Raw genomic sequence first — 4,000 nt, 5'->3', positions numbered from 1 at the left:
AAGCCGATAAAAGCCAAATGCAGCAGTTGTTTTTAAACTTACTGTCTAACGCTGTTAAGTTTAGAAAGCCAGGTGTTGAGCCACACATAAGCGTAATGTACGAGCACAAAGACGAGTTTAGTGAAGAGCATAACGAAAAAGTGGGTTGGCAACTTATTACCATAAAAGATAATGGTATTGGTTTCTCACAAGAGTATGCTGATAAAATATTTGTACCATTTCAGCGCCTGCATGGGCGTTCGGAATATAAAGGCACAGGGATTGGGCTTTCAGTTTGTAGGCGTATAGTTGAGCGGCATGGTGGGATAATTACCGCTCATAGTAAAGACGGTGAAGGGGCAACCTTCATAATAAAATTACCTGTGGAAACAACGCTTTTCACACTTCAAGGAGAGGCTTAGATGCCGTATTCAAAAGTGAAACCTATTACAATATTAATGGCAGATGATGACGAGGATGATCGCCTACTCACGCAAGATGCGCTAGCCGAAAGCCGTGTATTAAACGAGCTGCATTTTGTGGAAGATGGGGTTGAATTATTAGAGTACTTAGAGCGCAAGGGTAAGTTTGAAGATAAAAATTCATCGCCACGCCCAGGGTTGATTTTGCTTGATTTAAATATGCCACGTATGGATGGCCGTGAAGCACTTGAGGCCATTAAGGCAAACCCAAACCTTAAAGGCATACCGGTTGTTATTTTAACCACTTCTAAGCAAGAAGAAGACATGGTTAAAGGCTATAACTTAGGAGCGGCCTCTTATATTACTAAACCGGTAACGTTTGATGGCTTGGTTGATTTAATGAAAACCCTAGGAAAATACTGGGTAGAATTTGTAGAGCTGCCGACAACGTTTAACGACTAAATAAGTAGCAACATTAAGCCCCTAATTAGGGGCTTATTAAATGCAATTAAAAGGAGGTAGTATGTTAGATAAAGTGACTCGCTTACTTTTAGTAGAAGACGATGAAGATGATTACATTCTCACTTGCGACTACTTAGATCAGTTAGATTCACATACATTTGACATAGAATGGATAAGCTCTCCTGAGCAAGCAATAAGCATTTTAAGTAAAAACGATCACGATATTTGTTTGCTTGATTATCGATTAGGCGCCTCAAATGGGCTAAGTGTATTAAAAAAGGCCATTGCTAATGGATTTAGCGGGCCAATTATTATGCTTACGGGGCAATCTAATGATGAATTAGACTCTGCAGCACTTGATGCCGGCGCGGTAGATTACCTTATAAAAACAGAAATGAGTTCGAGCCGGTTTGCTCGCGCTATACGTTATGCTTTAGCGCGTAAAGATGTTGAAGGCGAGCGAGTAGAGCGTTTAAAAGCCGAAGCAGAGAACCGCTCAAAAGACAGATTTTTAGCCCACTTAAGCCACGAATTACGTACCCCGCTTTCATCTATATTAGGTTATACAGAGTTACTGCTACAAAGCGACTTTAGCAAACAGGCCGAAAACGAATTAGGGGTTATTTACCGAAACGGTAAGCACTTGCTGAGCTTGTTAAACGATGTGCTCGATTTATCTAAAATTGCTGCCGACAAATTAGAGCTCACCTTAAGTGAAGTAAACTTAGATAGCATGCTGGCTGATGTTTACACCTTAATGCGTGTATCTGTGCTTGATAAAGGCTTAAACCTTCGCTTTGAGTCTCTACAGCCTCTACCTCTTATTGTGAGAGTAGATGCCACCCGCGTACGCCAAATACTCATTAACTTAATCAATAATGCGGTTAAATTTACCGAAAAGGGCGAAATAGTGGTTAGTGCCTGGACCGAGTGGGTTGAAGGCCAAGAAATGCTATTTTTTAGTATTAAAGATTCAGGCATGGGGATTGCCCCTGAAAAACAAGCATTAATTTTTAAACCCTTTGAGCAAATAGCCGATGTAGAATCGCGCTCTGTTGGCGGAGCAGGCTTAGGCCTTGCTATTTGTGCCGAGCTATTAGCGCGTATGCACGGCAGTATTGATTTAACCTCTAGAATGGGCGAAGGCTCTACCTTTACTATTTCGGTGTACCCAGGTGATATAAGTGAAGTAGAACGCCAAGTATTAAACTTTAGTAGTGGCTCGCAACTACAGACAAAATCAGCACCATGCAAAGTGACCGGCCGCGTATTAGTGGTTGATGATTTACGCGATTTACGCATGTTAGTTGGCCATATGATTAGCACATGTGGTGCGCGCGTAGACTACGCCGAACATGGCCAGCAAGCGCTTGAAAAAGTAAGAATTGCCGAGGCGTATCGCTCTCCTTATGATATTATTTTTATTGATATACATATGCCCGTAATGGGTGGTAAAGAAGCGACAATAGAGCTTAGAAAAATGGGCTACACAGGCCCAATTATTGCGCTTACTGCCGCCACTATGAAAGGCATACATGAAGAGCTTGCCGCCCTTGGCTTTAACGATGTAATACCAAAGCCCGTTGATAGCTCTTCTTTGTATCAATGCTTACAAGATTACTTAGTATCGCCAGAGCATGCGCCTCAAGCTAAAAACATTCACAGCGACAAAGCTGTAATAGAGAAAAAACAGCGCTTTTTATTGGTTGAGGACGACCAAGATGCAGCGCAAATTACGCAGTTGCTGCTAGAAAGTTTAGGGGTAGAAACCGTTATTACCTCAACGTGTGCACAATGTTTACAAACCCTCAATCATGACCAACAATTTAATAAGGTATTGCTCGATATGCACTTACCTGACGGGCGTGGTGTAGATTTAGGTAAGCAAATTAACGAACGTTACCCTGACTTAAGCTTAGTGATTGTTAGTGGTGCAGAGCCCGATCCTAAGCAGATCAAAGATTTAAATATTAATCATGTACTTTTGAAACCGATTAACCTGAGCTTATTAGAAACCTTGATCAGCTCGTAATTTAGAAGTTATTTTATGCAGTCGATAAAACTAGAAAGTGAGATATTAACGCCCTCTAAAGTAGTATGCGTTGGGCGTAATTACACCGCGCATATTGCCGAGCTTAATAATGAGCTACCAGATCAAATGGTATTGTTTAATAAACCGAACAGTGCGCTTTCGTCTACCTTATTTGCTACGCACAATAACGACACACTGCACTATGAAGCCGAGCTGTGTTTTGTTATTAAAAATAATGAGTTGGCAGGCGTAGGTTTAGGGTTGGATTTAACTAAACGTACCGTGCAAAGTAAGCTTAAAAATAAAGGGTTACCGTGGGAGCGCGCCAAGGCGTTTAACGGCTCGGTATTATTAACGCCCTTTGTCGCTATAGCGGATGCTGAGCAGGCGTTTACGTTTGAGCTTAAAATTAACGATAACGTTATTCAACAAGGCGATACGCAATTTATGATACATAAGCCTAAAGATATTTTAAGTGAAATTAATGAGTTTATGCACTTAGAAAATGGCGATGTAATAATGACGGGAACGCCTGCAGGCGTAGGGGAAGTGCCTGCAAACAGCGTATTTACAGTAAGCTTGTATGCTAATTCGACCTGCTTGTTAACGCAGAGCTGGCAGGCACAATAGGATTAAGTATTTGCTGTTGGTAATGCTTAGTAAACTGCGGAAAACTTTGCTCTAACCAAAAACGCTGACTATTTACATAAGCAGGCGATTGTAATACCTGCTTATGTAGCGCTTTATTTATTTTATTAAGCGCCTTGGAAGCAAAATCATTCGGTGCTCTTACTGCACACCCTATAGCCCCTAAAACAAACTCTCTGGGGTCTTCTTCAATTGGTAAACTGACTATATTTTTAAACTTACTGTGGTTGACAAAATAATCCCTCATAAACGGGTAGTCTATTGTGTAATCTAAAAAGCCGCGACTTAAGCGAGCAATAACAGCTTGGCTTTCATTTTCGCTGCTCCAGCTTAGCGATGCTTTATGATACACCGTGGTGTTTTCGATTATTTTATTAATTTTTGAAGTAAACTTGCGCGCCGCGGCTTGTCCATACACATATTGCTCGTCTGACAATAAATGAATAAGTTTAATAGG

At 41.1% G+C, this 4,000-nt stretch carries 3 protein-coding genes and 2 pseudogenes (1 of these 5 cut by a window edge); 4 read left to right on the top strand and 1 reads right to left on the bottom strand.

The features are described from left to right. From L650_RS0119880 to L650_RS0119865, 4 genes and pseudogenes are all read left to right on the top strand, one after another. Positions 1–401 (top strand): annotated as a pseudogene (locus tag L650_RS0119880) (sensor histidine kinase) (it extends 1,077 nt beyond the left edge of the window). Then, on the top strand, positions 402–863 hold the full coding sequence (locus L650_RS0119875) for a response regulator (RefSeq protein ID WP_024031669.1): 462 nt from the start codon (positions 402–404) through the stop codon (positions 861–863). Positions 864–924: 61 nt separating this feature from the next. After that, positions 925–2,895, top strand: coding sequence for a response regulator (locus L650_RS0119870; protein ID WP_029774157.1), 1,971 nt, complete (start codon positions 925–927; stop codon positions 2,893–2,895). Between the two features lie 15 nt (positions 2,896–2,910). Beyond that, a complete protein-coding gene (locus L650_RS0119865) occupies positions 2,911–3,525 on the top strand; it encodes a fumarylacetoacetate hydrolase family protein (protein WP_029774156.1) in 615 nt (204 codons plus the stop codon). On the opposite strand, the pseudogene L650_RS0119860 reads toward L650_RS0119865, so the two are convergent. Then, positions 3,482–4,000: pseudogene (locus L650_RS0119860) on the bottom strand (ABC transporter substrate-binding protein); the annotation flags it as partial. The gene L650_RS0119865 and the pseudogene L650_RS0119860 overlap by 44 nt on opposite strands.

Source organism: Pseudoalteromonas sp. TB51 (assembly GCF_000498055.1).
Classification (GTDB): Bacteria; Pseudomonadota; Gammaproteobacteria; order Enterobacterales; family Alteromonadaceae; genus Pseudoalteromonas; species Pseudoalteromonas atlantica.
Note: the sequence above shows the minus strand (reverse complement) of the source record. Positions and strands in the feature narration are given on the sequence as shown.